This is a genomic window from Rhodanobacteraceae bacterium (assembly GCA_016713135.1).
In the GTDB taxonomy this organism is placed as follows: domain Bacteria; phylum Pseudomonadota; class Gammaproteobacteria; order Xanthomonadales; family SZUA-5; genus JADKFD01.
On the sequence record JADJPR010000023.1, the window covers coordinates 191,461 to 215,513 of the forward strand.

Annotated in this window: 21 protein-coding genes; 14 read left to right on the plus strand and 7 right to left on the minus strand. The window is 68.5% G+C overall.

Going from position 1 to position 24,053, the window contains the following annotated elements; all coding sequences use genetic code 11:
* The first annotated feature begins 846 nt into the window (after window positions 1-846).
* From IPK27_20705 to IPK27_20715, 3 genes are all read left to right on the plus strand, one after another.
* On the plus strand, window positions 847-1,317 hold the full coding sequence (locus IPK27_20705) for a hypothetical protein (GenBank protein MBK8069946.1): 471 nt from the start codon (window positions 847-849) through the stop codon (window positions 1,315-1,317).
* 161 nt (window positions 1,318-1,478) lie between these two features.
* Window positions 1,479-3,914: a hypothetical protein gene (locus tag IPK27_20710; protein ID MBK8069947.1), complete on the plus strand. Its 2,436-nt coding sequence runs from the start codon at window positions 1,479-1,481 to the stop codon at window positions 3,912-3,914.
* Window positions 3,915-5,185: 1,271 nt separating this feature from the next.
* Window positions 5,186-7,759, plus strand: coding sequence for a cation-translocating P-type ATPase (locus IPK27_20715; protein ID MBK8069948.1), 2,574 nt, complete (start codon window positions 5,186-5,188; stop codon window positions 7,757-7,759).
* Here the strand turns inward: IPK27_20715 and IPK27_20720 are convergent.
* The gene (locus IPK27_20720) at window positions 7,747-9,582 is read right to left on the minus strand and encodes a hypothetical protein (GenBank protein ID MBK8069949.1); all 1,836 of its coding nucleotides are present in this window, start codon (window positions 9,580-9,582) and stop codon (window positions 7,747-7,749) included. The genes IPK27_20715 and IPK27_20720 overlap by 13 nt on opposite strands.
* Window positions 9,583-9,591: 9 nt before the next feature.
* Window positions 9,592-10,452, minus strand: a complete 861-nt coding sequence (locus IPK27_20725; GenBank protein MBK8069950.1) for a UbiA family prenyltransferase — start codon at window positions 10,450-10,452, stop codon at window positions 9,592-9,594.
* An 80-nt stretch (window positions 10,453-10,532) separates the two neighbouring features.
* On the opposite strand from IPK27_20725, the gene IPK27_20730 reads away from it, so the two are divergent.
* From IPK27_20730 to IPK27_20740, 3 genes are all read left to right on the plus strand, one after another.
* Complete coding sequence (locus IPK27_20730; GenBank protein ID MBK8069951.1) at window positions 10,533-10,772, plus strand: galactosyldiacylglycerol synthase; 240 nt, start codon at window positions 10,533-10,535, stop codon at window positions 10,770-10,772.
* On the plus strand, window positions 10,769-11,245 hold the full coding sequence (locus tag IPK27_20735) for a hypothetical protein (protein ID MBK8069952.1): 477 nt from the start codon (window positions 10,769-10,771) through the stop codon (window positions 11,243-11,245). The genes IPK27_20730 and IPK27_20735 overlap by 4 nt, the downstream gene beginning before the upstream one ends.
* Before the next feature lie 553 nt (window positions 11,246-11,798).
* Entirely contained in the window at window positions 11,799-12,845 is a 1,047-nt protein-coding gene (locus tag IPK27_20740; protein ID MBK8069953.1) for a zinc-binding dehydrogenase, read from the plus strand.
* A 195-nt stretch (window positions 12,846-13,040) separates the two neighbouring features.
* Here the strand turns inward: IPK27_20740 and IPK27_20745 are convergent, their stop codons facing one another.
* On the minus strand, window positions 13,041-13,712 hold the full coding sequence (locus IPK27_20745) for a hypothetical protein (GenBank protein MBK8069954.1): 672 nt from the start codon (window positions 13,710-13,712) through the stop codon (window positions 13,041-13,043).
* Window positions 13,713-13,720: 8 nt separating this feature from the next.
* Window positions 13,721-15,076, minus strand: a complete 1,356-nt coding sequence (locus IPK27_20750; GenBank protein ID MBK8069955.1) for a DUF11 domain-containing protein — start codon at window positions 15,074-15,076, stop codon at window positions 13,721-13,723.
* A 4-nt stretch (window positions 15,077-15,080) separates the two neighbouring features.
* Between IPK27_20750 and IPK27_20755 the strand changes: the two genes are divergently transcribed.
* Entirely contained in the window at window positions 15,081-15,461 is a 381-nt protein-coding gene (locus IPK27_20755) for a hypothetical protein (protein ID MBK8069956.1), read from the plus strand.
* A gap of 173 nt (window positions 15,462-15,634) precedes the next feature.
* Window positions 15,635-16,024, plus strand: a complete 390-nt coding sequence (locus IPK27_20760) for a hypothetical protein (GenBank protein MBK8069957.1) — start codon at window positions 15,635-15,637, stop codon at window positions 16,022-16,024.
* Between the two features lie 235 nt (window positions 16,025-16,259).
* Here the strand turns inward: IPK27_20760 and IPK27_20765 are convergent, their stop codons facing one another.
* Complete coding sequence (locus IPK27_20765) at window positions 16,260-17,732, minus strand: hypothetical protein (GenBank protein MBK8069958.1); 1,473 nt, start codon at window positions 17,730-17,732, stop codon at window positions 16,260-16,262.
* 138 nt (window positions 17,733-17,870) lie between these two features.
* Here IPK27_20765 and xseA point away from each other — a divergent pair, with 138 nt between their 5' ends.
* Window positions 17,871-19,295: an exodeoxyribonuclease VII large subunit gene (xseA, locus tag IPK27_20770; protein MBK8069959.1), complete on the plus strand. Its 1,425-nt coding sequence runs from the start codon at window positions 17,871-17,873 to the stop codon at window positions 19,293-19,295.
* A 1-nt stretch (window position 19,296) separates the two neighbouring features.
* On the opposite strand, the gene IPK27_20775 is transcribed toward xseA, so the two are convergent.
* Window positions 19,297-19,812, minus strand: a complete 516-nt coding sequence (locus IPK27_20775) for an FHA domain-containing protein (protein MBK8069960.1) — start codon at window positions 19,810-19,812, stop codon at window positions 19,297-19,299.
* A gap of 203 nt (window positions 19,813-20,015) precedes the next feature.
* Here IPK27_20775 and IPK27_20780 point away from each other — a divergent pair, with 203 nt between their 5' ends.
* From IPK27_20780 to IPK27_20795, 4 genes are read left to right on the plus strand one after another with little or no spacing between them, the layout of a single operon-like run.
* Complete coding sequence (locus tag IPK27_20780; protein ID MBK8069961.1) at window positions 20,016-20,531, plus strand: sigma-70 family RNA polymerase sigma factor; 516 nt, start codon at window positions 20,016-20,018, stop codon at window positions 20,529-20,531.
* Window positions 20,528-21,508 carry a hypothetical protein gene (locus IPK27_20785; protein ID MBK8069962.1) on the plus strand — a complete coding sequence of 327 codons (981 nt, stop codon included), beginning with the start codon at window positions 20,528-20,530 and terminating at the stop codon, window positions 21,506-21,508. The genes IPK27_20780 and IPK27_20785 overlap by 4 nt, the downstream gene beginning before the upstream one ends.
* Complete coding sequence (locus IPK27_20790) at window positions 21,505-22,092, plus strand: YigZ family protein (protein ID MBK8069963.1); 588 nt, start codon at window positions 21,505-21,507, stop codon at window positions 22,090-22,092. The genes IPK27_20785 and IPK27_20790 overlap by 4 nt, the downstream gene beginning before the upstream one ends.
* Window positions 22,093-22,144: 52 nt before the next feature.
* Entirely contained in the window at window positions 22,145-22,321 is a 177-nt protein-coding gene (locus IPK27_20795) for a hypothetical protein (GenBank protein ID MBK8069964.1), read from the plus strand.
* Between the two features lie 26 nt (window positions 22,322-22,347).
* Here the strand turns inward: IPK27_20795 and IPK27_20800 are convergent, their stop codons facing one another.
* Window positions 22,348-22,635 carry an antibiotic biosynthesis monooxygenase gene (locus tag IPK27_20800; GenBank protein MBK8069965.1) on the minus strand — a complete coding sequence of 96 codons (288 nt, stop codon included), beginning with the start codon at window positions 22,633-22,635 and terminating at the stop codon, window positions 22,348-22,350.
* Between the two features lie 119 nt (window positions 22,636-22,754).
* On the opposite strand from IPK27_20800, the gene IPK27_20805 reads away from it, so the two are divergent.
* Entirely contained in the window at window positions 22,755-24,050 is a 1,296-nt protein-coding gene (locus IPK27_20805; GenBank protein MBK8069966.1) for an NAD(P)/FAD-dependent oxidoreductase, read from the plus strand.
* Window positions 24,051-24,053 lie beyond the last annotated feature (3 nt).

A 24,053-nucleotide genomic window follows, 5' to 3' on the forward strand; every position in this document is an offset into this window, starting at 1 on the left:
ATCACAGCGTGTCGCCATCGCGACCCCACTCGCCGCTCCCCGAAACCCGCGCGCGCCTTCTGCAAACGCTTGCGAGCGTTTGGCGAACCGACGTGACCGTTTGGCGAACCCATGCGACCGTTTGGCGAACCGACGTGATCGCTTGGCGAACCCATGCGAGCGTTTGCCGACGTCTGCGTTGCCTTTGTGCAAGCCACGCGTGGCTGTGGTGAACGCTGGGTAAGGTTGGTGGAACCCGCGTGTCGCATCAACGCAGGCATCGGTGCGTTTGCGGCAGCCGCTGGCCGCTTGGTCGAAGGTACGCAGCGCTTGGATGAAGGCATGCGCCGCTTGCGGCAAGCGGGCGGCGGGTGGGTTGATCGTTCGTGCCGCCACGATCGGCGTGGTTGTGCATCGAAGCACCTGATTCGTACCAATCCTCATCGCGGGAGCGCCCCAAGAGCAACAGCGTTTGGACAAGGTCCAAACCCACGCACAGCAAGCTTGCGGCATCTGTGGGTTCGGACCTTGTCCGAACGCTTTTCGCATCGCCGGTCCATCGGCAATGAGGATTGGTACGAATCAGGTCGAAGCAAGTCGCGCGTAGCCCGGCGGTACGCGCGCAGCGCGTTCCCCGGGTGCTTGCCGCAAGCTCCCCGGCGGTCAATCGCTGCGCGATAGCGCCCTACGCAATGGTTCCCTGGCGTTGAATCGCTCCGCGATACAACGCCCTACGCGGGATCCCGACGAATGGTTTTGCGCGTCTCAATCCCTGAGATGAACGAAGCCGAATCTCCTCCTCGGCGCCACGCTGGCGCTCCGGAGCGGCAGGGGCCGTGTCCGGTTCCGACGGGAGAGAGAACGACGATGCAGAACCTGGTTGCGTTGAACCTGAGTGAGTCCCAGCTGGCTGCGGTGGATGCGGCACTACTGGCTTTGGAAGCCCAGCTGGTGGGGCTGGTGTCGCTGCCGCCTGGCAGCAAGCGGCGCCTGGCGCAACTGGGCGACAAGTCGGAGGCCTTTTGCCGGCAGACGTTGCGGGTGCTGGGCGAGAACCCGCAACTGGTTCCTGCCACCCTGGACGTGGCCCATGCCCAGCAGCAATCGGCCATGCGCGACCAGTTGCGCAACCGGTCCCTGCGCCTGTCGCGCCTGATGTCGCGGCTGGACGACACCGAGTTTGCCCTCGGCAGCGACGCGCTGCAGGCGGCGAACCAGGGCTATGCGCTGCTCAAGGTGGTGGGCAAGGCCCAGGGTCTGGACGGGGTGCGCAAGGATCTCAGCGCCCGCTTTGTCCGGCGCCGCCGACAGCCGTCGGAGGAGACGAGCGCCGCCTGAACGGCGGCTTCCGGATCGCCCTGAAAGGCCGCCATTGGGCGGCTTTTTCTTCTTGCGCGACGGGTTTGCCGCGCACACGCCATCAGTATCCGTTCCCGCGCGACACGGGGCCTTGTCCGCACCGGTGCATTCGCGCAGCCTCGCTGGCCGGAGGTGCACGCATGTCGTCGATGGTATTTCGCAAGCTCACGGCGGATCTGGCGCAGGACACAGCCTGCGGTGGCAAGGCGCGCGGACTGGCGCGCTTGCTGGCGGCCGGTGCGCGGGTGCCGCCGGCCTATGTGCTGGACGCTGCCGACCCGGCGGATGCCGCGCGCGTGGCCGCCGAGGTGCAACTGCCGGAACTGCCGGCCGGCAGTCGTTGGGCGGTGCGCTCGTCGGCGCTGGCCGAGGACGGTCCGGCGCGCTCATACGCGGGCTTGTTCCACACCGCGCTGGATGTGCCGCCGCACGAGGTCCGCGCGGCCATCGCCGCGTGCATCGCGTCGGGCGCATCGGCCCAGGTGCTGGCCTATGCCGGCCAGCCGCAGCCGGTGGGTGTGCTGCTGCAGCAGCAGATCCAGCCGCGCGCGGCGGGCGTCTGTTTCACGCGCGATCCGCTGGGCGCCGACCGCGCGCTGCTGATCGAGGCGGTGCCCGGCCGCGGCGATGCGCTGGTCTCCGGCCACCGCGAGCCCGAGCGCTGGCGCGTGTACGTCAATGGGCTAGGCCGCGCGGAGTGGCAGCGCGAGGGGCCGGCGGTGTTGCGCGTCGAGGAGGCTTTGCAGCTGGCTGAGCAGGCACGGCGGCTGGCAGCAGCGTTCGCGACGCCCCTGGACCTCGAATGGGCGATCGGCGACGCCGGTGTCGAGTGGCTGCAGGCGCGTCCGATCACCACCCTGCGCGAGCCTGTCGACCTGCGGGTGGAGGCGAGTTTTCCCGGCGCCGACAACGGCGCGGTCTCGGTGTGGTCCAACTTCAACGTGCGCGAAACCATGCCGCGGCCGATGTCGCGGCTGAACATGAGCCTGTGGACCCACAGCATCCTGCCGACGGTGGCCGAGCCGGTGTTTGGCCTGCCGGCGGAGTCGCCGCTGCTGCGCGAGGTGCTGCCGGTGGACTTCGTGCAGGGCCGGCTCTACTGGAACATGAACGCCTTCTTGGCGCTGCCGATGGGCCGGCTGCTGATGCGCCACGCGCTGGCGCTGCTCGATCCGCAGGCGCAGCAGATCGTCATCCAGTTGATGGACACCGGGATCCTGCGCGCGCGCCGACTGCCTGGTTCGCGCCTGCTGAACACCGCACGGCTGCTGGCTGCCAGCACCGTGGCGATGTTGCGCATGCAGCGCACGCCCAGCCCGGAACGCATGCTGGTGGAACTGCAGGCGATGGCGGATGCGCTGCGCAGCCGGCCGCCGCTGGCCACGCTGACGCCCGCGGCGCTGGTAGCCGAGCTGTCGCTGGTGCGCGAATGCCAGCCGATGATCGTCGCCTCGCGGCTGATGTCGCGCGCCATCGCGACCTTCGGCATCGCCGACTGGCTCTACCGGCATGCGCCGGACGCGCGCGCGCTGCTGACCGCCGGGCTGTCCGGCAACCCGACCACGGCGATCTCGCTGAGCCTCGACGAACTGGCGCTCGCGGCGCAGCCGCTGCGTGCGGCCTTTGTCGATCCGGCCGGCTGGGAAGCGCGCCTGGCGGCGGTGGCGGCGCTGCCCGGCGGGCGCGAATGGTGCGCGCGCTTCGATGAGTTCCTGACCCACAACGGCCAGCGCTGCCCGGCCGAGTTCGACCTCACCCAGCCGCGCTGGCGCGAGGACCCGACCCTGCCACTGGAACTGGGGCGTCAGGCGGTGCTGGACGCTGGCCACCAGTCGCTGGCTGACCGCCTGGCCGCGCTGCGCGAGCGGCGGACGGTAGCGATCGACGCGGCGTTGCGTGCCTCTCCGGCGTGGAAGCGGCCGTTGATGCGCGCCCTGCTGCGCCGGCTGGAGCGCATCGCGCCGATGCGCGAGGCACCCAAGCACTACGGCATGCACGCTTTCACGCGCATGCGCGCGGCGGCGCTGGAGATCGGCCGGCGGCTGTGCGCGGACGGGCGCCTGGACGAGGCCACCCAGGTGTTCCACCTCGACCTGGCCGAACTCAAGGCCTGGGCACGCGATCCCGCCGCGGCGCTTCCCGGTCGCGATGACATCGCGGCGCGCCTCGCCCGCTGGGAAACCGATGCCACGATGGCGCCGCCCGACTTCTGGCGCTCGGACGGCGTGCCGGTGCGGGTACCGGAAACCGCCGGCGGCGACGGCGTGTGGCACGGCGTGCCGGCCAGCGGCGGGGTGGCGCGCGGGCGTGTGCGGGTGCTGGCCACGCCCGATGCCGCAGCGCTGCGGCCGGGCGAAGTGCTGGTCGCCGAACTCGCCGATCCTGGCTGGACGCCGCTGTTCCCGCGCGCGGCGGCCATCGTCATGGAAGTCGGCGGACAGATGTGCCACGCCGCGGTGGTCGCACGCGAACTCGGCATCCCGGCGGTGTTCGCACTGCGCGGCGCGCGCCAGCTGCTGACCGATGGCATGCAGGTGGAAGTCGATGGCAGCCGCGGGACGGTACGGCTGGTCTGAAGTCTGGCACGGTGCATTCGCCGGATCTCGCAAACCCCACCAGGGCGCCCCGCTCACCGATGGCGCGCTCGGGATGACACAGGTCATCCTCTCACCGAACATCCGATAACTCATTGATCTGAAGAGCAGTTTGTCCGCAAAGGACGCGAAGGACGCAAAGAAGAGCGGAAACCGCTTTCGCTTCCTTTGCGTTCTTTGCGTCCTTTGCGGACAAGAAAAGTGGCGCGGGTCGCGAAGAAGTTCGATGCGCGAACAAGCGCACCGCCAGGGGCGACCGGGACTCTCACCAAACATCCGATAACTCATTGATCTGAAGAGCAGTTTGTCCGCAAAGGACGCGAAGGACGCAAAGAAGAGCGAAAACCGCTTTCTCACCGAACATCCGATAACTCATTGATCTGAAGAGCAGTTTGTCCGCAAAGGACGCGAAGGACGCAAAGAACAGCGAAACCGCTTTCGCTTCCTTTGCGTTCTTTGCGTCCTTTGCGGACAAGAAAAGTGGCGCGGGTCGCGAAAAAGTTCGATGCGCGAACAAGCACCGCCAGGGGCGACCGGGACTCTCACCAAACATCCGATAACTCATTGATCTGAAGAGCAGTTTGTCCGCAAAGGACGCGAAGGACGCAAAGAAGAGCGGAAACCGCTTTCGCTTCCATTGCGTTCTTTGCGTCCTTTGCGGACAAGAAAAGTGGCGCGGGTCGCGAAGAAGTTCGATGCGCGAACAAGCGCACCGCCAGGGGCGACCGGGACTCTCACCAAACATCCGATAACTCATTGATCTGAAGAGCAGTTTGTCCGCAAAGGACGCGAAGGACGCAAAGAAGAGCGGAAACCGCTTTCGCTTCCTTTGCGTTCTTTGCGTCCTTTGCGGACAAGAAAGTGGCGCGGGTCGCGAAGAAGTTCGATGCGCGAATAAGCGCACCGCCAGGGGCGACCGGGACTCTCACCAAACATCCGATAACTCATTGATCTCTCACCGAACATCCGATAACTCATTGATCTGAAGAGCAGTTTGTCCGCAAAGGACGCGAAGGACGCAAAGAAGAGCGGAAACCGCTTTCGCTTCCTTTGCGTCCTTCGCGTCCTTTGCGGAAAAGAAAAGTGGCGCGAGTCGCGAAGAAGTTCGATGCGCGAATAAGCGCACCGCCAGGGGCGAGCGGGAATCTCGCCGGTATCGCTCCGGGTCATCTGGATCTCGCCGCCGCGGCAGCGCAAGCCGCGTGGGAGTCGCGTGGAGTACGATCGGCCGCGCCGCAGGGTAGTCTCGACCCATGAGCGATGTTGCGCACGCCAGTGCCTCAGCCGGATTGACCGCCGCGCAGGCCCACTCGCGCCTGTTCGAATACGGCCCGAACGAGTTGCCGCAGGCGCCGCGTCGTGGCGTTGGCCGCATCGTCCTGGGCGTGCTGTCGGAGCCGATGTTCCTGCTGCTGGTGGTGGCCGCCGGGGTCTACCTGGCCATCGGCGATCCGCACGAAAGCCTGCTGCTGGCTGCGTTTGCCGCGCTCAGTGTCGGCCTGGTGGTGGTGCAGGAGGCGCGCAGCGAGCGCGCGCTGGAAGCGCTGCGCGCGCTCGGCGCGCCCACCGCGAAAGTCCTGCGCGATGGCGTCCCGGTGCGCATTCCGGCACGCGAGGTGGTGCCGGGCGATGTGCTGCTGATCGGCGAAGGCGAGCGCATCGCCGCCGACGGCTGGGTGCTGCGCGCCGACGACCTCAGCGTGGACGAGTCGCTGCTGACCGGCGAATCGGTACCGGTGGGCAAGCGCGCGCGCCGGGATGGCGATGGCACCGGCCTGCCAGCGCCCGGCGGCGATCAGCAGCCCTGCGCTTTCGGCGGCACCCTGGTCGTGCGCGGCCACGCGCAAGTCCTGGTCGAGCGCACCGGCAGCCACAGCGCCGCCGGGCGGATTGGCGTTTCGCTGGCGTCGATCAGCACCGAGCAGACCCTGCTGCAACGCTCGATCGGGCGCCTGGTGCGCCTGTTCGGCCTGATCGCGCTGGTCAGCAGCGTGGCGATGGTGCTGGGCTACGGGCTGATCCGTGGCGACTGGGTGCAGGGCATGCTGTCCGGCATCGCGCTGGCGATGGCGATGCTGCCGGAAGAGTTCCCGATGGCGCTGGCGGTGTTCCTCGCGCTCGGCGCCTGGCGCATGGCCAAGGTCAAGGTGCTCGCGCGGCGGCCGGCGATGGTGGAAACCCTCGGCGCCGCCACCGTGCTGTGCGTGGACAAGACCGGCACGCTGACCGAGAACCGCATGCGCCTGAAGGCACTGCTGGCGCCGGATGCGCGGGTGGAACTGGGCGGCGACGAGCGCGATCTGCCGGAACCGGTGCACCGCCTGCTGGAATACGCGCTGCTCGCCAGCAAGCGGCATGCGCACGATCCGATGGACAGCGCGGTGGGCACGCTGGCGGGGCGGACGCTGGTCGACACCGAGCACCTGCACGGCGACTGGCCGCTGGAGCGTGAGTACGGCCTGAGCGATGACCTGATGGCGATCTCGCGTGTCTGGCAGCGCAGCGACGGCAGCCGCGAGGTGGCGAGCAAGGGCGCGCCCGAGGCGGTACTTTCGCTGTGCCGCATCGACGGCGCGGAGCACGCGCGCGTGCTCGACGAGGTGCACGCCCTGGCCGCGCGCGGCCTGCGGGTGCTCGGCGTGGCCAGCGGCCGCGCACCGGCCGGCGCCCTGCCGGACGACCCGCGCGCCTTCGAACTGCAGTTCGAGGGACTGATCGCCTTCGCCGATCCCGTGCGCGCCTCCGCGCCCGGTGCAGTGGCGCGCGTGCGCGCGGCCGGGATGACGGTGGCGATGATCACCGGAGACTACCCGTCCACCGCGCTCGCGATCGCGGCCGAGGCCGGGATCGACACTCGCGCCGGCGTGCTCTCGGGCCCCGAGATCGACGCGCTGGACGACTCGGCGCTGGCCGGCGCCGTGCGCCGCGTGCGCATCTACGCGCGCATCCGCCCGGAGCAGAAGCTGCGCCTGGTGCAGGCGCTCAAGGCGGACGGCGAAGTGGTGGCGATGACCGGCGACGGAGTCAACGACGCCCCGGCACTCAAGGCTGCGCACATCGGCCTGGCGATGGGCGACCGCGGCACCGACGTGGCGCGCGAGGCGGCTGGCATCGTGCTGCTGGAGGACGATTTCGGGCGCATCGTCGACGGTGTGCGCCTGGGCCGGCGGATCTTCGAGAACCTGCGCAAGGTGCTGATCTACATCGCGGCGATCCATGTCCCGGTCGCCTCGCTGGCGCTCGCTCCGCTGTTGCTCGGGCTGCCGCCGATGATCCTGCCGCTGCACGTGGTGCTGATCGAGATGGTGATCGACCCGATCTGCTCGATCGCCTTCGAGAACCTGCCGGAACGCAAGGGGCTGATGCAGAGCGGGCCGCGCCGCGGCGACGAGCCGCTGATCGGCATCCGCCAGCTGGGCGTCGGCGTGCTGCTCGGGGTACTGGTGTTCGCGCTCGCTTTCGCCTTCTACACCTGGCTGCTGGCGCAGGGCCAGGGCGAGGCGCTGGCGCGCACCCAGGCCTTCATCGCGCTGACCGTGGCCAATCTGATGCTGGTGCGGATCCTCGCCAGCGACCGTCCGGTACTGCTGACGCTGGCGCAGCGCGGACACCTGCCGTTCTGGATCATCACGCTGGTGGTGACCGGGGTGATCGGTGCCTGTGTGCTCGTGCCGGGTCTGGCCGGGCTGTTCGGCTTCGCCTCGCCGGGTCTGGCGACGCTGGCCGCCGTCACCGGAGCGAGCATTCTGGCCATGGCGCTGATCGACCTGGTCAAGCTGCTGCCACCGGTGCGGCGCACTCTGGAAGTCCAGTCTCAGCGGAAATAGCGACGGTCGATCACGCTCGTCGCGCCCGCGCGTGGCTGCACCTCGATTTGCACCGGGCCTGCGCCGGGCGCCTCGATGCGGCCGCGGAAACGCACCGCATGCTGGCCGACGCCGCTGCCGAAAATGCCCGAGAACTCGGTGCTCGGGTTGACGGACAAGCGCTGCCGCCGACCATCGGCATGCACCAGGGTGACCGCCGCGACCCCGCGCGGATCGATGGCCCAGCCGGCGAGTTCGACTGGCGCGTGCCCCAGGCGCTCGTCGCCCGGCAGGTCCAGCACGCCGAAAGCGATCGCCTGTCGCTGCGTCCGCCCCGCCAGCAGCAGCAACAGCGCACCGGCACCTCGCGCCCACGGCCGCACAGCTGAACCGCGTTCGCACCAGCTGCGATGGATCGCCCAGGGAAGCAGCATCGCAGCGACCACTGCCGCGTTGCCGGCCAGGTGCAGATGGCGTGCCAGTTCGCTGTAGCCATCGCCCACCAGCGAGGCAGCCCAGCCGAGCGCGAGCAGCGCGGCGAGCATCGGCAACAGCCAGTCGCGGATGGACAAGCCGATCGCCAGCCCACTGCCAGCAGCGATCGCCGCCGGCTCCGCCCGCGACTGCAGCGGCGGCTGCAGCAGCAACAGCCACAAGGGCAGCGACCATCCCAGCCACAAGGCCAGCCAGGGCAGTTGCGCGATGCCATCGGCGACGCTCGCGCCGATCCCCAGCGGCCCTGGCGGCAGCCGCTGGTAACGCTGCCCCGCCAGTTCGCCGAGATAGGCCGGGCGCCATTGCCCCGAGAGCGTCACCCCGCGCCCGATCCAGCGCGCGAGCGCGTCCGGTTCGCGCGCCAGTGCAGACAGCCAGCGCAGCCGCGACATGTCCATGCCCACGGGACATTCGGCGCGCGCATCGCGGCCGCGGCGCAAATACCAGGTGCTCCCGGAGAGCTCCGCGCACACCGGCGCCAGGCCCAGCCGCGCGGCGAAGACGCTTGCATCGCCTGCCGCAGGCATCGCCGCGCCGAAGAAACTGTTCCAGCGATTGGCGTCGGCGATGGTCTGGTAGCCGCGCTGCCAGTGCAGCGTCGCCGCCAGCGCCGGCAGCAGCAGCACGAGTGGCAGCGCCAGGCGCGTCAGCGGCCAGCGGCGGCGCCAGCCGAGGGCAAGCATCCACGCGAGGGCCACGAAGGGTGTCGCCACATGCTGGAAACGCGCCAGCAGCAAGGCCGACAGCAACACGCCCCAGACCAGCAGCGAGGCCGCTGAAGGCGCACGCCCGCGCAACAACCAGGGCAGCGGCCAGGCCAGCGCCAACCAGGCCGCCAGCAACGAGGCGAACTCGGTGTAGAAACCGGCGAGGTAGAGGGTGTTGACCGGGTCCGCCAGCAGCAGCGCGGCGATGCCGACATGCGCGGCGCGCAGCGTCTGCCAATGGCGCAATCGATAGTCGAGCAGCCCCAGCGCCAGCAGCAGCAGAGCAGCCTTGGTCAGGGCCAGCAGGCGCAGTGGGAACTGTTGCAGATCGCCGATGGCCAGGGCGTCCAGCGCGCTGTCGACCGCGAGCGCAAGTTGCGCAATCGCCGGCTCGGTGCCGGGCAGGCAGTTGCCATCGACTGCCCCATCACGCAGGTACTGCGGAACCGGCGCCTGGGGGCTGGCCGCACCCGATGCCAGCTCGGCATCCGGCCGCAACCCGAGGCACGCGGTCGTCCGCAGCATGTCGAACTGGTTGGCGAATCCGGCCAGCGGCTGGTGCAGCACGACATAGCCCAGGCGCAACAGCAGGACCGCCCACGCCAGCAGCCACAGGCCACGCCAGAGCCGGTTCGCAGGCAATGGCCGCACTCAGACCGCCAACAGCACGCAGGCGCCGAGCGCTGCCGCCGCGAGCCAGCTGCCGCGGTCGCGCAACGCGTGCAGCACCGGATCCCCGTGCAGCTCGCCGCGGTGCGCCAGGGTCCACAGCCGCGCCAGCCAGCACAGGACGATGGGGCCGAGCGACCACAGTACCTGGGCACGGGCATACATCCGCGCCACCTCCGGCGCATTCACGTACAGCGCGAGAACCATCGTCGATGCCAGCGCCGCGGCGATCCCGAAGCCGGCCACGATCGGCGCATCGCCGCGCCGGTAGGCGCGCCCCGGCAACTGGTCCAGCGCGCAGCGCATCAGCTCGCCATAACGCTTGAGCGCCGCGAGACTCAGGAACACGAACAGCGAGAAGCTCACCAGCCAGGGGCTGGGCAAGATGCCGGCGGCCAGCGCGCCGGCGATCACCCGCAGCGCGTAAAGCCCGGACAGCAGCACCAGGTCCAGCCACAGTGTGCGCTTGATCCCGAGGTTGTAGACCAGCGCACCGCAGGCATAGGCCGCCAGCGCCGATTGCGCCGGCCGCGGCAGGCTCCACGCCAACGCCAGCGCCAGCGTCAGCAGCAGCGGAATCAGCGAGATACCGGCGCCCAGCGAGACCGTGCCCGCCGCCAGCGGCCGCGTGCGCTTGTCCGGATCCAGGCGGTCGTTGGCCACGTCCAGCGCATCGTTCAGCACGTAGACCGCGCTGGCGCAGCAGCACAGCGCCGCGAACATCTGCGCCGATGCGAGCCAGGCGCCGCCATCCGCCCAGCGATGGGCGGCCAGCAGGCCGACGAAGACCAGCGCGTTCTTGGCCCACTGGTGCGGCCGGATGAGTTTGACGATCGGTGGCATCGGTTGATTATGCCGATGCGATCACTCGACGTTCGCCCGCCCCTGCGGCAACATCGCCGCCATCCGCTCGGAGCTAGAACATGATCGACCTGCACGACCGCGACACCGGGACCCTGATTGCCAGCATCAGCGAGGACGAACTCGCGCTGCTGGTGCGCGAACTCGAAGAAGAATCCGGTGACGACCGGGATTACTTCATCGACATGGGCACGCTGCATTTGCTCAAGGACGCCGGCGCGCCGAGCGCGCTGCTGCACGTGCTCGGCCAGGCGCTCGGTGAGCGCGACGGGATGGAGATCGTCTGGAGCCGCCGCGGATGAAGCGGCCAGCTCCATTCACCCTGGCCTTGATCGCCAGCCTGTGCGGCGCTGGCGCCGAGGCTGGCAACGGGCCACCCAGTGGTTGCAGCGACCTCAGCTCGGTGGCGCCGTTCACCCAGATCCGCTACGAGCAGATCCAGAATATCTTCAGCACCGACAGCGGCGGCACCTTGCTGTGCCTGGGCTGCCATCCGGGCTCATCCGGCGCCGGCAACCTGGGGCTGGGCCCGGAATTCAGCTACGGAAATCTCGTCGGCGTGCCCAGCGACGGCGTGCCGTCGATACTGCGCGTCGCCCCCGGCGATCCGCTGGCCAGCATCCTGTTCCTGAAGCTCAATTGCGACGATCCGCCTGGGCTGTTCGACCGCATGCCGCTGAACCGCGCACCGCTGTCGGTAGCCCAGCAGGCGCTGTTCTTCGACTGGATCCGGCTCGGCGCGCCGCTGTCGCGGCTCGGTTTCGAGGACCGATAGTGTCCTATCCCGCACCCGGTTCGTACCAATCCTCATCGCGGGAGCGCTCCAAGAGCAACAGCGTTTGGACAAGGTCCAAACCCACGCACAGCAAGCTCGCGGCATCTGTGGGTTCGGACCTTGTCCGAACGCTTTTCGCATCGCCGGTCCATCGGCGATGAGGATTGGTACGAATCAGGATCCCGCAAGTAGCGCGAAGAGGATCCGGATGGATTTCGTCGCGAGACAAGGCGCGAGGAGAAGCCACGGTGGTTCTATGGCGACGACGAGCAACGCAGTATTGCGGCGAAAGACGCCGGAACCATTCGATGGTATTTGCGGGACAGGACAATAGTGTCCCTTGCCATTGATTCGATGAATTGTTTCCGCGCCTCTTGCCTCGAATGCGTCGTTGTTCGTCGTCGCCATAGCCCTGCCATGACCTCCGGTTCCCGCCCGCAACCAGTTGCGGGCGTTCAAGCCGGCGCGCGGCATGCCGCGCAAGCCGCCGGCTTTCACCCTCCTCTCGCCTGGCCTCGGGCCAAAATGCATCGGAAATTTCTTCAACCAACTAATGCCAGGGGACATTAGCGTGCGGCGCATCGTCATCGAACGCCCCGGCGGCTACGACGCGCTGAAACTGGTCGAGGAGCCGGACCGCGCCCCGAGTCCCGGCGAGATCGCCATCGAGGTGGCCGCCGCCGGCGTCAATTACGCCGACGGCATCATTCGCATGGGGCTGTACGAGTCGGCCAAGAAGCTGCACGGCTACCCGATCACGCCGGGCTTCGAGATCGCCGGACGGGTGTCCGCGGTGGGCGCGGGTGTCGACACCTTCGCGCCGGGCGACGAAGTCATCGGCCTGACCCTGTTCGGCGGCTATGCCAGCCGCGTGGTGCTCGCCAGCGACCGCGTGTTCGCGCGCCCCGCCCGGCTCATCGCCGAGGCCGGTGCAGCCATCCCGACGGTATTCCTGACCGCCTGGTGGATGGTCCACGAGCAGTTGCACCCGCGCGCCGGCGACACCTGGCTGGTGCATTCGGCGGCGGGCGGCGTGGGCAGCGCGCTGGCGCAACTCGGACGGCTGGCCGGCTGCCGCGTGATCGGCGTAGTCGGCAGCGCGCACAAGATCGACGCCGCGCGCGCCGCCGGCTGCGATGGCGTGATCGACAAATCGAAGGGCGATCTCTGGCTGCACGCGCGCACGCTCTCTCCCGGCGGCTACCAGGCGATCTTCGATGCCAACGGCGTCAGCACCCTGGGCGACAGCTACCGCCACCTCGCGCCCACCGGCCGGCTGCTGATCTACGGCTTCGCTTCGATGCTGCCGCACGACGGCCGCCTGAACTGGCTCAAGCTGGCCTGGGACTGGCTGCGCACCCCGCGCTTCAACCCGCTCTCGATGACCCGCGACAACAAGAGCGTGCTCGCCTGCAACCTGTCTTTCCTGTCGGCCCACGCCGAGCGCCTGCGCGAGGGCATGCACTGGCTGCTGGAGCGCTTCGCCGATGGCCGCCTGGCGCCGCCACCGGTGACCTGCTTCCCGCTCGCCCAGGCCGCCGACGCGCAGCGCGCCATCGAGAGCGGCAGGACCGTGGGCAAGTTGCTGCTGATCCCTTAGCACCGTTCGAGTCGTAGCTGGCAAGCTTGTTTCGACCTGATTCGTACCAATCCTCATCGCGGGAGCGCCCCAAGAGCAACAGCGTTTGGACAAGGTCCAAACCCACGCACAGCAAGCTCGCGGCATCTGTGGGTTCGGACCTTGTCCGAACGCTTTTCGCATCGCCGGTCCATCGGCGATGAGGATTGGTACGAATCAGGTGTTTCGAAATGACACGCTGGATGCAACGCCCACGCGGCGGCGCATGATTCGAAATGGCAGACTTTCTAGTGTAATGCAATGCAAACTGACGCAGCACCTCCCTCTCGCTTTCCCGTTGACCGTCGCCAACGCTGGAACGAAACTCGGGTGTGCAACCACCAGGTAGTTGGCCGGAGGCCCATCGAGCGGGTCGGTCACCGGAGCCGACGGCGCCAGCGAAGCGTCCACGCCCCCCGCGGCGGGTTCGATCCAGTAGCGGTCTCCGGGCGCCCGGGTGCTCGCGAACTCGACGTCGAAGGGTGCGCTATCCGACACCCGGAATCCGACCAGTTCCTCCACCCGACCTGCGCGTTCGCGCAGCACCCGCACTGCGGCGGAATCCAGGCCGAGATCCGGTAGCGCGCACAATCGCCGGCAACGGCCGGGCCTGGGCTGGTCCTCGAACTCGCTGGCGTAGATCCGGTCCTGTGCAGCGCTGTCGATGACGTCCTCACCGATCTCGAACTGGAAGCGATCATCAACGGCGACCAGCGCCCGGTCATACTCGACTTCGATCGATTCGAGCATCACGAGGTCATATTCCACCCCGGTATCGGCGAGCAGTTCCACGCTGAGCGAGTTGGCGCCGGAGTTCAGCAGCCCCGGTTGCAGGTCGGTCTCGATCACCACCTGGCTCAGGCCATCAAGGTGGTCGTCGCCACAGGTTGGCCGTTGAGCAGAATCCGCAGGCTGTGATCGGGCGCCTGCGGTGCAACGATGCCACCCCAAAGCACCACCCGCAGGCGCTCGGGATTCGTGGTACTCAGCTTCTGCGGCACGCTGAATGACTCCTGTAACGGAGTCGATGCCGCACCGTCGCGATAGACCTCACCGGCGTACCAAGGATCGCTGGTCGCCGAGTAGGGTGCGTACAGTCGATTCGGGGCGTGCACGATTCGTTCCCGCGACGACAGCGACAGTGCGGATGCGCCGGGCGCCGCGTACACCACAGGAATCCGTGGCTGGGCATTTGCCGCAAGCGCGAGCCGGTAGACCGCCGTGCGCGTATAGAGGCTGGCATCCACCGGATGGCCCAGGAACGCGATCCTGCTGCCGGTACCGAAAGGACCGTGCGCGTCGTGCCAGAGCGCAACCGGGGACCCGTCGCGAGTCAACGCGAGGCGTTCTCGATCGACACCGGACCAGTCGATCCCGGCGGCTAGCAAGTCCTCGTGGCGAATCACCACCCAACCGGACTGCGCGACCCCGATCTCCGCTTCCAGGGCGCTACCCGAGCGCTGCCTCAATGCCTGCGCCTGCTGCAACCGGAACGCAACCTGCTCTGCACGAACCCGCGCCCAGTCGATCACGACCGGCGCGTCGTTCGAGCCGATCTCGCTGGCAACCGGGAACGGGCCATAGAAAATCGATTTGCCACGCGTGGTCAACTCTTCGACCCAGACCTGGGTCTGCCCGTGGAAGCCCCCGCGCACGCTGTAGTCGGCGCGCGCAAAGGCTGCGGCACGCGCGCGCGTCAGGCGACTGTCCAGGGGCGCACGAAGCGCCGGATCGGCGCCGATTCCCGCATGCACCCGGAAACCCAGCACGCCCATTTCGGTGACCGTCGAGAAATCCGCAAGCGACTCGCCACCGCACACCCGGGAAGCCACCCGCGAAAGCATGACCGGAACGGTGGAAACGATTACCTGACCGGAGCAGCGGGCAGCCGCATCGACCGGCGGCGTCGGGCACAACGGATCCCCGCCACCCTGCACTCGCGCGGTGTTGTCTCCGTTGATCGCGGCCTCGCCGACCTGCACATTCAGCAGCAACGTCGTCGAAGCCCCGGCTGCCAGGGTATTGGCGTAGGTGCAGACCAGGCTGCTGCTGCCGATGCAACTCCAGCCGGCATCCGAGCCAACGGTGTCGACCAGCGTGATGTCGAATGGCAGTGGGTCGGTGATGATCATGCCAGCGGACGCGCGCCCCGTGCCCGGCGCATTCGAGTTGCTGACGGTCACGGTGTAGGTCGCCGTGCCGCCGAGGACCACCGGGTTGGGGCTGACCGACTTGGTCGTGGTCAGCACAGGTGGATTCACGGTCAATGTATCTGTCGCGGGCAGCAGGCTGCTGCCCGCGTTGCTGCTGGTCAGCACGGTCGAGGTGTTGTTGTACACCCCCGCAGACAGCGTAGTGACATCCACCGACAAGGTGCACGACCCGGCAGCCGGGATGGTGGCGCTGCCGCCGGTCTGGCCATCGAGTTCGATGCCGACATCGCCGGGCGCCAGCGCGCCGTTGCCGGAGCCGCGCAACGTACCGCCGCATGTATTTGTGCTCGCGAGCGGGCTGGCGTCGGTCCTGCCCGCCGGGAAGATGTCCTCGAAGGCGTCGTTGGGCAGACTGACCGCGACCGCATTGGGTTGCTCAGGGTAAACGTCAGGGTGCTGCTGGAACCGAGCGGGATCGGGTCCGGCGCGAAGCTCTTGCTGATGCTTGGCCGATCGGCCAGTACGGTCAGCGTGGCGATATTGCTGGAGACCGGCGTTGGCGTCTCGTTGGATGTGAAACCGGTGGCCTGATTGTCGAAACTCCCAACGGTAGTGGTGGTGACGACCACCGTGACCGTGCAGGTACGCGCGGCCAAAGTACCGCCGAACGGTACCGTGAGCCCGGTGAAACTGAGACTTCCGCTGGTTCCACCCACGAAGAAGTTGCTGCCCGCGCCAACGCAGGTGCCGCCGGCGGCCGCATTCGCGAAGATCTGCATGTTCGCCGGAAGGGTGTCGCTGAAGCTCGCTCCGGTGAGCGGCGCGACGCTGCTTGCGTTCACCAGTGTGAAAGTGATCGTGCTGCTGGCTCCGAGCGCAATCGACGCTGGCGCGAATGCCTTCGCGATGGTCGGCGGATCCACCGCGATCAGAGTCGCGGTGGCCGGATCCGGATTGGTCGACCCCTCTACCGTCACCAACGTACTCGCCGCGATCGTGTTGACGTAGGACCCGGCCGTATTCACCGTGACCGGCACCACCACGTCACAAAAGGTATTCGACCCCAGCGGGAAATTGCCGACGGTGATGGTGCTTCCGGCTGGCGGGGCGCTCAGCGTTGCGCCGGGGCAGTCGGTGGTGGCGGCAGGGGCAGCCGCAATGGTCACACCGACAGGCAGGTTGTCGACCACGCCGGCTGGGGTGAAGGTGCGCACCGCATCGTTGGTGTTGTAGATCCGGATCGTCAACGTACTGGTACGCCGGTCGGGATCGCGGTGGGGCTGAACCACTTCTGCACATTGACGTTGCGCTGCACTGTCAGCGTCGCGGACACCGTGTTGCCATTACTCACACCTTCGCGCGAGCTGAGCTCGCCTGCGGCAATTTCGTTGATGTGGTTGCCATCGAATGTGGACGTGACCCGCACGCTGAGCGTGCACACCGAGTTGGCCGCAATGCTCGCGGACGTGAGCGAGAAGGAGCCCGCTCCGGGAACGGCGGTGATCGTGCCGCCAGTGCAACCTGCGCCGGTGAAACTGGCCGCCGGCGTGGCGTAGACCTGCACGTTCGGCGGGAGGTTGTCGGTCAACGCCACCCCAGACAGGGCGATCGACCCGGGCTGGTTGTTCGAGATCAGGACCTGGGCCACGCTGAAACCACCGCCGTTGATCGTGACTGGCACGAAGGCCTTGTTGAGCAGCAGGTTGGGAGCGGTGCGCGTCAAGGTGGCGGAGCGATCGCGTCCGTCACGATAACTGTTGGTACCGTCCGAGACTGCGAATTCGTCGTCGCCGACGCCACCATTGTTCTCGATCGTGTTGGTGCTTGCGCCGGTACCGGCGGGCGCCTGGATGTCCACCTGCAACTCGCAGACGCTGCCGAATGCCAACGAGCCGTTGGCGACGGACACACTTGCTGCCAGCGGAACTGCCGTGACGGTACCGCCGCAACTGTTGAACACATTCGGGACCGCAGCTACCGTGTGGCCGGCCGGCAGGTTGTCGCTGAAGTCCACATCCGTGAACGCCGGGGCGCCCGCAGCCCGCGTCACCCGGATCGTCAGCCGCGAGATGCCACCCCCGGCGATCGTCGCGGGCGTGTACAGCTTGTCCAGTGTGGCCGTCCGCAGCACATTGAGGACGGCCGTCACCGGCAGTGCGTACGAGCCGATGCTCGTCACCAGGGTGTTGGCCGGGATGGTGTTGGTCCGGTTGCCGGTGGTGGCGTCCGAGGCGAGCTGGATGTTGATGCTGAGGGTGCAGCTTCCGGCGGCCGGTATGGTCCCCGAGTTCATGCTGACCACCAGGCCCACAAAACTCGGAGCCCCGCCGGCGCACGTGGTGGACGTCCCGGTAATCGTTCCCAGCGTGCCGCCCATCGAACCGAGATTGTCGCTGAAGCTGGTAATCGTGGCCGGCACGCCAGAACCGTTGGCGAAGGTGACCGTCAGCACCGTGGCCGTTCCCTGGGGCCGGGTCGCCGGCGAGAAGGCCTTGCTGAGCGACACTGAGTTGACCACCGTGAGCGTGCCGCTCGTGGCCTGGTAGTTGATTCCGTTCAGATTTCCGGCGGGAATGCTGTTGACCAGACTGCCCGCGGCGTCGCCGCTGACCACCACACTCAGGGTACATACGCCAAAGTTGCTGCCGACGGCATTGGCCGCGGCGGGAATCGTGGCCCCGGTGACGCTCACCTCGGTCGATTGAGACGCTGCCATGGCAGACGTGGTGCCGCAACCATCGCCGGACAAAGCGCATTTGGCGACACAAACATTGACATTCATCGACGCGGACCCTTCGCCCCGTTGCCGGAAACCGATTCGGCGCGCAGGACCCGCTTGGGCTATGTTTCGTCAATGTCCCAGTCCATCCTCTCCTACGCCGCGCGCGAGCGCCCGGTGCTGACGCCGAGCCAGCTGAACAAGCTGGCGCGCACCTTGCTGGAGGATGCCTTCGCCCAGGTCTGGGTGGAGGGCGAGGTGTCGAACTACACCCGCGCGGCCAGCGGCCACTGGTACTTCACGCTGAAGGACAGCGGCGCGCAGATCCGCTGCGCGATGTTCAAGTCGAACAATCTCTACGTGCGGGTACGTCCGGCTGATGGGGTGCAGGTACTGGTGCGCGGGCGGATCAGTCTGTACGAGGCACGCGGCGACTACCAGCTGATTGTCGAGCACATGGAGGAAGCGGGCCTCGGCCGGGTGATGCGCGAGTTCGAGCGGCTGAAGGCGCTGCTGCAGGCCGAAGGGCTGACCGACCCGGCGCGCAAGCGCGCGCTGCCGCGCATGCCGCGGCGCATCGCGGTGATCACCTCGCCGCAGGGCGCGGCGATCCGCGACGTGCTGAGCGTCTGCGCGCGGCGCTGGCCCTTGCTGGCCATCGATGTGTTTCCGGCCCAGGTGCAGGGCGCGGAGGCCCCGGCGCAGCTGCGCGCGGCACTTACCGCGGTTCTGGCTGCCGGCGGCATCTACGACCTGGTCATGCTGACCCGCGGCGGCGGTTCGCTGGAGGACCTTGCGGCCTTCAACGACGAGGCGCTGGCGCGGCAGATCGCGGCCTCACCGATCCCGACCCTCTCGGCAGTAGGACACGAGACCGATTTCTCCATCGCAGACCTGGTCGCGGATGTGCGCGCGCCGACCCCCTCGGCCGCCGCGGAACTGATCACGCCCAGCCGCGACCTGGTCGCTACCCGCCTGACGCAACAAGCCGCTGCCCTGCGCAGCCACCTGCGGCGGCGCCTGCAGTCGGCGCAGCAGGCCAGCGACGCCTGCGAGCGCCTGTTGCGCGCGCACGATCCACGTCGCGCGCTGGAACTGGCGCTGGCGCGCGCACGCCAGTTGCAGGACCGGATGCTGGCGAGCCGCCGTCAGTCCCAGGTCTCGCGAGCGCAGCGCCTGGCGGCGCTCGCGGAACGCCTGCGCGCGCACTCCCCGGAACTGCGCATCGCGCGCACCCAGCAGAACGCCGCACTGCTGCTGGCACGGCTGCGCCACTGGGGCACCCGCTGGCTGGCCGCGCCGCGCAGCCAGTTGGAACTGCAGGTCCATCTGCTGGAGCGCGAGCTGCCCGACACCCGCAGCCTGCGCGCGCGGAGCGCGCACGCGCTGGCGACCCTGCGCCTGCTCGGGCCGCAATCGACCCTGGAGCGCGGCTATGTGCTGCTGCGGCATGCCGACGACGGTTCGCTCGTGACCCGTGCCGGCGCCCTGCGCGCGAACGCGGGCGTGGTCGCACGCTTCGCCGATGGCGAGCGCACGCTGACCAGCAGCGAGGGCTGACTCAGGTCGAGTCGTCCTCCGAGGGGCGCTCTGGATCCTGGGTTGCTGACAACGACGGCAACACCCGCTGCACTGTCGCCTTGCCCTCGCGCGCGGCCGAACGCGTCAGCGGCGGCGGGGTGCGCAGCCGCGGATCGATCCGCATCGACTGGGTGATCACCGGGTTCAAATTGGGCTCGGGCCGCTCGACGGTGAACAGGAACTCAGGCCCCTGCGCGCCCAGGCGCACATGATCGCCCGAACCCAGCGCCACGGTGCCCTTGACCCGGAGGCCATTGCGATAAGTGCCGTTGCTGCTGAGCAGATCGGTCAGGCTGTAGCTGCGCTGGCCTTCCTCGTCTTCCACCCACTCGATCACCGCATGACTGCGCGAGACCATCGAGTCCTTGTCGGCGTCGACACGGACATCGCACTTGGGGTCGCGCCCGAGGTAAAGCGAGGAGAAGCGCGTCACCGGATAGACCTCGGTATGCCCGGCGCGCCCGCCGCTGACGAACTTGACGATGATCCGGTCCACCAGGGTCTCTCGCAGAAACTGTGACGAGGTTAACGGTAATTCGGGCGCGGGGCAAAATCCCGGCCGACGAACGAACCCCATTCGCCGCCGAGGCGCGTTCCCGGAAGGCATGAACGCCCACACCGCCCGCAGCCTTCGGCTATCGTCAACGGCAAGTGATTGCCGGACCGGCCGTGGACTCCACCGACAGCGACGAGAACCTGATGCTGCGCTATGCCGCGGGCGAAGCCCTGTGCTTCGACGCGCTGTACGCGCGCTACCGGGTGCGTCTGCTGCGCTATCTGGTGCGTCTGACCGGGCAGACCGCCGTGGCTGAGGAACTCTACCAGGACACCTGGAGCCGGGTGATCGATGCGCGCGCGCGCTACCAGCCTTCCGCGCGCTTCGCCGCCTGGCTGTTCCGCATCGCGCACCACCTGGCCATCGACCACATCCGCCGCAGCCACCCGATGGTCAACGCCGACGAGGTGCTGGTGGGCTTCCCCGGGCTGCCGGAAGACGACCCGGCGCTGGCGTTGGACCAGGCCGAGCAGATGCAGCGCCTGACCACCCTGGTTGAAGCCCTGCCAACCGAACAGAAGGCGGTGCTGTTGATGCGCGCGGAGGGCGACCTCACCTTGGAGGAGATCGCGGCCAGTGTGGGGACCGGTCGCGAGACCATCAAGTCGCGCCTGCGCTATGCGCTGGCCAAGCTGCGGGAAGGATTGCGCGGGCCATGAGCAGCCGTTTCGACAAGCTGGAGGTCGAGATCGTCGAAGCGCTGCGGCGCGCGCCGGGCGCGGAGCCGTCGGCGGATCTGGATGCGCGCATCCTCGCCCGCGCGCACGCGGCGGTTCGCCCGGTGCGGCGCACCCAGCCGCGCTGGATGAGCGTGGCTGCCGGGCTCGTCGTGCTGGTCGGGAGCGGCTTGGCGCTGCGTATCTGGCAGCAGGTGGAACACGCGCCGAGCGCACTGGATGCCCCGCCGGCTGCAATACGGCCGGCCGCGCCTGCGGCCGAAGGTGCCGCTGCGCCGGATGCGGGACAGCTGGATCAGGCCGCGCCGACCAACGAGGCCGACAGGATGGCGTCAATGGAAGCTGCGGGGCCAGCACTGGAGCGCCAGGAGGCCGCCAACGCGGTGCCCGTCAACGCGGATACGCGTCGCCCTGCCCTGCTGACGGAACCGGAGAAGTCGCGCCTCCAGAGTGCGCCCGCTACGGCCGATGCCGGCGCGCCCGGCGCCGACCCGGCGCGTCCCTTCCCCGCGCAGGCGCCCTTGCCTGCGGCAGCGCCTGCGCCACCTCCGCCCGCGGAACCCGCGCCGCAACTGGCCGCCGAACCCGTCGTCCTGGCACCGCCAGCCGCGCCGCCTGCACCCGCGCCCGCTGCCACCGCGGCAGCACCCGCCGTCACCGGCGTGATGGCGAAACGCGAAGCACTGGCCCAGCCGATGGCTGAGGAAGCGCTCGCCGGCGCCGACGATATGGTCGGCGCGGCGCGCTCTGCCGCGGGCTCGCTGGCGCGCGATGCCGCCGAGAGCAAACTCGCCGACCAGGCGATCGATCCCTGGACCGCGGCCATCGATGCACTGCGCGCCGCGCGCGACACCGGCGACGACGCTGCGGCGCGCCGCGTGCTGGACGGCCTGCGCCGCGATTTCCCGTCGCGCGCCCTGCCTGAGGACCTCGCCTCCTACGCGGATTCCCTGCGGTGAGCCAGACGCTGGCCGGGCCGGCCGTGTTCGAGGAAGTGATCGAACGCAGCCGCTTCCTCGCGCGCGCCTGGCCCATCGAGGATGTCGACCAGGGCCTCGCGCTTGTCGCCGAGTGCGCCCGCGAGGAGGCGAGCCACCACTGCTGGGCCTACCGTAACGGCCAGCAGTACCGATTCCATGACGCCAACGAACCCGCCGGCACCGCCGGCCGCCCGATCCTGCAGGCCATCGACGGCCAGGGCTGCGACCGCGTGCTGGTGGTCGTCACCCGCTGGTTCGGCGGCATCAAGCTGGGTGCCGGCGGCCTGGTGCGTGCCTATGGCGGCGCCGCGGCCGAATGCCTGCGCCGCGCGCCCAAGCGGCAACTGATCGAGATGGCGGAATTCGGCGTGCGGGTGGATTTCGCCGCCGAGAGCATGCTGCGGCAACTGGTCGCCGAGTTCACCGGCGCGCTCTCGGGCGAGGACTACGATGCGCAAGGCCTGTCCTGCCGCGTCCGCATGCCCGCCGCCCAGGTGGACGCCTTCACCATCCGATTGCGCGACGCCAGCCGCGGGCGCGCCACCGTCACCACCGACCATTGAACTCCGGCCACCGGCGCCCCATTTTCACGCCACTTCACCGCGGAACCTCCCGATGCGCAGCTGGCTGAACCGGATTCTCGTCATCGTCGCCAGCGCTGCCCTGATGGTCGGCGGCGTCATCGGCGGAAATTGGCTGCTGCACCACCCGATGCCGCAAGGCGGCTGGATGCCGATCATGATGGTCGCCGGCCTCGGCGCCACGGTGTACGGGGCGCGCAAGCGCGGCTAGGCGCAGCCGCGGTCGGAAGCGTTGCCTCAAGGGGCGACGTCAAAGGACTCGAGCACCGGCGGAGCCAACACAGCTGCCCCAATCGCACCGAGGAAGGCTTGGGTGTGTGGCGCGGCAAGATGGCTATCCATCTCGGCGCGACTGGCCCATTTCTCGACGAAGACGATGGTCTGCGGGTCGTCGATCAGCTGATGCCCTTGGTAGCTGATGCAGCCGGGCTCGGACGGCGTGCGCGCGATCATTTCGCGACATGCCGCAAGGACCGCTTCGAGCGCATCTGCGCGCACCCGCGCCCGCCCCAGGAAAATCACCATGGTTCTCCCCTCCTCCATTGTTGGACATGCTGACTGTTCGCCCTACGGCGCGCGAATGCGCGCCGGATGCAGCCTCACAGATGCCGATAATGGACGCACTCATCCGGACGCACGAGACCATGAAATCGAACAGACCGCACCTCATTGTCGTCGGCGGCGGCTTCGCCGGACTCTGGTGCGTGCGCGCCCTGGCGCGCGAAGCCATCGACATCACGCTGATCGACCGCAGCAACCACCATCTGTTCCAGCCGCTGCTCTACCAGGTCGCCACCGGCGGGCTGTCTGCACCGGCGATCGCCGCCCCGCTGCGCCACATCCTGCGGCGGCAGAAGAACGTGCGCGTGCTGATGGCCGAGGTGACCGGCATCGACCGCGAAACACGGACCGTCCGCCTGGCCAGTGGCGAGTCGCTCGCCGGCGACTGGCTGCTGGTCGCGAGCGGCGCCACCCACGCCTATTTCGGCAACGATGCGTGGGCGCCGCACGCACCTGGACTGAAGACGCTCGCCGACGCGATGCACATCCGCGCACAGATCCTCGGCGCCTTCGAGAACGCCGAACGCTGCCAGGATCCGGAGCAGCGCAAGGCCTGGCTGAACTTCGTGGTGGTCGGTGGCGGTCCCACCGGGGTGGAACTCGCCGGCACGCTCGCCGAGATCGCGCGGCACACGCTCAGGAGCGAGTTCCGCAGCATTGACCCGACGCGCGCTCGCGTGTTGCTGGTCGAGGGTGGGCCGCGCGTGCTGGCCGCCTTCGAGCAAGACATGAGCGCCAAGGCGCAACGCCAGCTCGAGGGCCTGGGCGTGGAAGTGCGCATCGGCGCGCCGGTCAGTGCGATTGCCGCCGACCACGTGATGATCGGCAACGAGCGCATCGCAACCTACACGGTGCTGTGGGCCGCAGGCGTGGCCGCCTCGCCACTCGGGAAGTTGCTCGGCGCGCCGCTCGACCGCGCCGGACGCGTGCTGGTGCAGCCAGACTTGTCGGTCCCGGGTCACCCACAGATCTTCGTCGCGGGCGACCTGGCCTGCTTCAAGGACGGCGAGCGTCAGATTCCCGGCGTCGCACCCGCGGCCAAGCAGATGGGCCGGCACGTGGCCGAAGTCATCCGCGCGCGCCTGCGCGGTCGCCCGAGCCCGCTGTTCCGCTACCAGGACTTCGGCGCACTGGCGACCATCGGGCGCATGGCCGCGGTGATCCAGATGGGCCGGCTGCGGCTCTCGGGGCTACCCGCCTGGTGGTTCTGGCTGCTGGCGCACGTGTACTTCCTGATCGGCTTCCGCAACCGGCTGGTGGTGCTGATCGACTGGGCCTGGGCCTATTGGACCCACCAGCGCTACGCACGGATCATGACCGAACCGGCGGAGGATGCCCCCCCTGCGGCACCCGCCGCACGCTTGGGTACGCCCGGCTAAGGC

What these genes read in the sequence shown, in the direction of transcription:
- IPK27_20730 (MBK8069951.1), top strand. Translation starts at nt 10,533, where the DNA reads ATGATCGACCTGCACGACCGCGACACCGGGACCCTGATTGCCAGCATC.
- IPK27_20710 (MBK8069947.1), top strand. Translation starts at nt 1,479, where the DNA reads ATGTCGTCGATGGTATTTCGCAAGCTCACGGCGGATCTGGCGCAGGAC.
- IPK27_20785 (MBK8069962.1), top strand. Translation starts at nt 20,528, where the DNA reads ATGAGCAGCCGTTTCGACAAGCTGGAGGTCGAGATCGTCGAAGCGCTG.
- IPK27_20705 (MBK8069946.1), top strand. Translation starts at nt 847, where the DNA reads ATGCAGAACCTGGTTGCGTTGAACCTGAGTGAGTCCCAGCTGGCTGCG.
- IPK27_20735 (MBK8069952.1), top strand. Translation starts at nt 10,769, where the DNA reads ATGAAGCGGCCAGCTCCATTCACCCTGGCCTTGATCGCCAGCCTGTGC.
- IPK27_20795 (MBK8069964.1), top strand. Translation starts at nt 22,145, where the DNA reads ATGCGCAGCTGGCTGAACCGGATTCTCGTCATCGTCGCCAGCGCTGCC.
- IPK27_20715 (MBK8069948.1), top strand. Translation starts at nt 5,186, where the DNA reads ATGAGCGATGTTGCGCACGCCAGTGCCTCAGCCGGATTGACCGCCGCG.
- IPK27_20765 (MBK8069958.1), bottom strand. Translation starts at nt 17,732, where the DNA reads ATGGCAGCGTCTCAATCGACCGAGGTGAGCGTCACCGGGGCCACGATT.
- IPK27_20805 (MBK8069966.1), top strand. Translation starts at nt 22,755, where the DNA reads ATGAAATCGAACAGACCGCACCTCATTGTCGTCGGCGGCGGCTTCGCC.
- IPK27_20740 (MBK8069953.1), top strand. Translation starts at nt 11,799, where the DNA reads ATGCCAGGGGACATTAGCGTGCGGCGCATCGTCATCGAACGCCCCGGC.
- IPK27_20800 (MBK8069965.1), bottom strand. Translation starts at nt 22,635, where the DNA reads ATGGTGATTTTCCTGGGGCGGGCGCGGGTGCGCGCAGATGCGCTCGAA.
- xseA (MBK8069959.1), top strand. Translation starts at nt 17,871, where the DNA reads ATGTCCCAGTCCATCCTCTCCTACGCCGCGCGCGAGCGCCCGGTGCTG.
- IPK27_20780 (MBK8069961.1), top strand. Translation starts at nt 20,016, where the DNA reads ATGCTGCGCTATGCCGCGGGCGAAGCCCTGTGCTTCGACGCGCTGTAC.
- IPK27_20725 (MBK8069950.1), bottom strand. Translation starts at nt 10,452, where the DNA reads ATGCCACCGATCGTCAAACTCATCCGGCCGCACCAGTGGGCCAAGAAC.